The sequence below is a fragment of the Streptomyces sp. NRRL S-378 genome (assembly GCF_000720645.1).
Lineage (GTDB): Bacteria > Actinomycetota > Actinomycetes > Streptomycetales > Streptomycetaceae > Streptomyces.
The window spans coordinates 1-3,987 of record NZ_JOBX01000157.1; the positions used below are offsets into that span (position 1 = coordinate 1).

The 3,987-nt window shown below is 75.7% G+C and carries 2 protein-coding genes; both read right to left on the reverse strand.

Annotation, left to right across the window (positions count from 1 at the left end):
- Nucleotides 1–378: 378 nt before the first annotated feature.
- The gene (locus IH80_RS0138205; protein WP_030966517.1) at nt 379–1,437 is read right to left on the reverse strand and encodes an aminoglycoside phosphotransferase family protein; all 1,059 of its coding nucleotides are present in this window, start codon (nt 1,435–1,437) and stop codon (nt 379–381) included.
- 1,103 nt (nt 1,438–2,540) lie between these two features.
- Nucleotides 2,541–3,632 carry a sugar ABC transporter substrate-binding protein gene (locus IH80_RS0138210; RefSeq protein WP_030966518.1) on the reverse strand — a complete coding sequence of 364 codons (1,092 nt, stop codon included), beginning with the start codon at nt 3,630–3,632 and terminating at the stop codon, nt 2,541–2,543.
- Nucleotides 3,633–3,987 lie beyond the last annotated feature (355 nt).

The window sequence follows — 3,987 nt, forward strand, 5'->3', positions numbered from 1 at the left end:
GGGCGGGGTGGGGCGGGCCGTTCACGGCGGGGTTCCCGCCGGCCGCGCGCAGGTCTCCCGCAGGTCCGGTGCGGGGCTTGTCGCGGGCTTGTCGCGGGGTTTCCTGCCGGGCTCTTGCGTGGCCCGCAGGCTCCTCGCGAGGGCGCCCCGCGGGGCCTGCAGTCGCTTCCACATGGGTTTATGGGCCTTTACGGCCGTTTACGGGGTTGCGCGCAGGGGCGCGCTGCCGGGCTGCTCCGCACGGGTTCCCCGGAGGCTGTCCGGGGGCTGTCCGGGAGGAGTTGCCGGGGGGGGCGTCCGGGGGCCCGGGGGTGGTTCGGAGGATGCTCAGGGAGGTGGTCCGGGAGGGGCGCTGGGGGTGGCCCGGGGAGGGCCGGCTCAGGGGGTGGCCGAGGGGCGTTCGGCGGGCACCGGGCGGAGTGCGGGCCAGCGGGTGAGCATGCGGTGGTGCAGGGCGGTGGTGAGGTCGCTCACACCGGCCAGGGCGGGATGGCCGGCGGTCATGGCGGCGACGGTCCGGAGGCGGTGGAGCAGTCGCTGGCGGGCGGTCGCGGTGCCCCACGTCCAGTCCCGGCGCGCGGCGCGGGCCAGGTGGTCGGTGCCGTCGCGGCGGGCCCGCTGGACCAGTGCGTCGCCGCGCAGCAGCCAGCCGGCGCACGCGTCGGTGAGGCCGCCGTCGGCCAGGCCGGCCACGTCGGTGCCGGTCGCGGCGCGCCACTGGGTGCGGTAGGCGTCCTCGGCCCGCCGCAGCAGCGGCCCGGGCGGCGAGGTGACGCACCAGCAGGTGGGGAAGCCGATGCGCAGGTAGGCCAGCTCCGTCAGGCCGCTGCCCAGGCAGGCCTGCTCGAAGTCGACGAACCTGATCCCCTCGGCGGTGTGGAGGTCGTTGCCGGGGCAGGGGTCGCCGTGGAGCAGGGCGTGGCCCGGGGCCCGGCCCAGCCGGTCCAGCAGGTCCTCGAGCTCGCCGGCCGCGCCGGCGGTGACGGGGGCGGGGACGCCCAGCGTCCGGGCCAGCCGGAGGAAGGCGGCGGCGTCGGCCCGGTCCGGGCCCTGCCGGCGGGGCAGCGCACCGGTGTCCCCGGGGCCGGCGGTGGCGTGCAGGCGTGCCAGCGCGGCGGCGTAGCCGACGATCCAGTCGGGGGCCGGGCCGCGGTGCTCCAGGTGCTCCAGCACCAGGACCCGCTGCCCGGGGTCGGCGGCCAGGAGCACGGGCGCCACCGGGGGCCGGGCCCGGGCGGCGATCCGCAGCGAGGCAGTTTCACGGGCGTAGGCGTCGTCGGCGCCGGGACCGGCGACGATCTGCTTGAGAACTGCGGGGCCCTGCGCGAGGCCGACGCGCCACACGCGCGAGCGGGGACTGCTCGCCAGCCGTCGGGCGCGCCCGGGCGCGCCGAGTTCTGCGCGCAGCACGTCCCCGAACGGCAGTGACAGTCCCATGAGTTCATCCTTCCACCCGGTCCCGCACCACCGCACGGGAGTTACACGGCACGGGCCGGCACGGGGGGCGCGAGGCGGCAGGGGGCGGCGCCGGCGGACAGCGGGCGGTACGGCAGCGCGAGGCGGCAGGGGGCGGCGCGGGCGGACAGCGGGCAGTACGAGGGGCATGGGCAGCGCGGGCGGCAAGAGGCGCGGCGCGGTCGGTACGGGCAACGCGGGCAGCGCGAGGAGCAATGGGCTGCGCGAGGCGGGGCGGGCGGCGCGGACGGACACCGGGCAGTACGGGCGGCGCGAGCAACGCGGGCTGATGCGGGCGGCGGAGGCAGCACGGGCTGGCGCGAGGCGGCACGGGCGAACGCCGGGCAGTACGAGCAGCGCGAGGAGCAATGGGCTGCGCAAGGCGGGGCGGGCGGCGCGGACGGACACCGGGCAGTACGGGCGGCGCGAGCAACGCGGGCTGATGCGGGCGGCGGAGGCAGCACGGGGTGGCCGGGGCGGACAGCGGGCGGCACGAGGGGCACTGGCGGCTCGGACAGCGCGGGCGGCAAGAAGCGCGGCGCGGGCGGTGCGGGCCACGCGGGCAGCGCGGGCAGCGCGAGGAGCAATGGGCTGCGCGAGGCGAGGCGGGCGGCGCGGACGGACACCGGGCAGTACGGGCGGTACAGCCGCGGGCTGGTGCGGGCGGCGAAAGCGGCACGTGCCGGCGCGGGCGATACCGGGCAGCGCGGGCGGACGAGCAGCGCGAGGCGCGAGCAGCGCGAGGCGCGAGCAGCGCGAGGCGCGAGCAGCGCGAGGCGGCACTGGCTGCCCGGGCGGCATGAGCGGTACGAACGGCGCGGGGCGTGTGAGGCGGCCCGGGGGATGCGGGGCGGCGAGGGAGTGCCGGGGTGCGGGCGGGGCGGTGCCGGGTGTGCGAGGGGCACTCGTTGATGTCGGGTGCGGCCGCCGGAGCCTCCGCCCGCGCGCGGGGTCCGCGGGGCCGCGTAGACCCGCACAGGCCGCGGGGGCCCGCCTAGATCTGCGTAGATCTGCGTAGATCTGTGTGGATCTGTGTGGACGGACTGCCCGGGCCCGCGCGGGTGGGTGCGGTGGGGGTGGTGGTGTTACTTCAGGCCGATCTCTTCGCACGTGGCCTTGAGGGTCTCGGTGCAGATCTCCTCGATGGTGTAGACGCCGTCGAGGACGACGGTGGTGGCGATGTTGTTCCGGTTGACCGCCGTGCCGGGGATCAGGACGGCCGGCACGCGCTTGTTGGTGGGGCTGGAGACCACCTGGTTGATGATGCCGTCGATCTTCTCGCCCTTGGCGAGGAGGACGGCGAGTTCGGCCGCGGCCTCCGCCTCGCGGGCGTAGGGCTTGTAGACGGTCATGTGCTGGTCGCCGGCCACGATGCGGCGCACGCCGGCGAGTTCGGCGTCCTGGCCGGTGACCGGCGGCAGCGGGGAGACGCCGGCGGCCTTGAGGGCGGAGATGATCCCGCCGGCCATGCCGTCGTTGGCGGAGTAGACACCGACGATCTTGTCCCTGCCGAGTGCGGAGAGCGCGGCCGTCATGTTGGCGCCGGCGTTCTCAGGCTTCCACTCGACGGTGTCGTACTCCTTGCCGACGCTGACCTTGCCGTCGAGCACGGAGCGGGCTCCGGCCTTGAAGCTGGCGGCGTTGGGGTCGGTGACCGCGCCGTTCATCATGACGATCTTCCCGGTCCTGGCCTTGTCACCCAGGGCCTCCAGCATCGCCTTGCCCTGGACGCGGCCGATGTCCTCGTTGTCGAAGGAGGTGTAGGCGTCGATCGGGCCCTCGGCCAGGCGGTCGTAGGCGACCACCGCGATGCCGGCCTCCTTGGCCTTCGTCACCGCGCCGGCGATGGCCTTGGAATCGACCGCGTCGATGACCAGGACGTCCACCTTGTCCTTGATCATCGCTTCCGCCTGGGCGTTCTGCCGGGCCGCGTCCCCGGCCGCGTTGGCGTAGAGGACCCTGCCCTTGCCCAGGGTCAGCAGGGCGACCTTCTTCTCCATCAGCGGCTTGTCGAACTTCTCGTAGCGCGCGGTCTCGTTCTCGGGGAGCAGCAGGCCGATCCTGACCGCGTCGCTGCTGGCGCTGCCGCCTTCTTCGGTGGTTCCGCAGGCGGTGAGTGTGGCGGCGAGCGCCACGACGGCCACAGCTATGGGGGCACGCCCCAGGTACGCGTTCACGAGGTGAGCCTCCCTGACGGGGCCGTGTCCGTACGGCCGAGGTGGAGGCAGTCAACGTGCCCGCACCGCTGCCGTCAAGAAGTGAATCCTTAACGAGATGGCAACGCTGTCACCGTGCCGTCCCACCCCGTCCGGTCAGGGCTTTCCCTCACCGGGGGCTGCTCCTCCCCTGGTGTGACACCAACTCCTGAAGGATGGGGGCGGGGTGGGTGTTCGACACGTGGCGCGGGCGGGCGGCTTCCGGCCGGGCGGGGGCCTGCCGGGCCGGCCCGGTGCCCGGGGGCGGCCCGGGCGGGGCGCCCCCGGGCACTCGGCCCGCGGTGGGGCTTCCGGCCGGGCGGGGATCCTGCGGGCC

Bases quoted from the DNA above. Each gene is read 5' to 3' on its own strand.
- IH80_RS0138205 (WP_030966517.1), bottom strand. From the start codon at position 1,437: ATGGGACTGTCACTGCCGTTCGGGGACGTGCTGCGCGCAGAACTCGGC.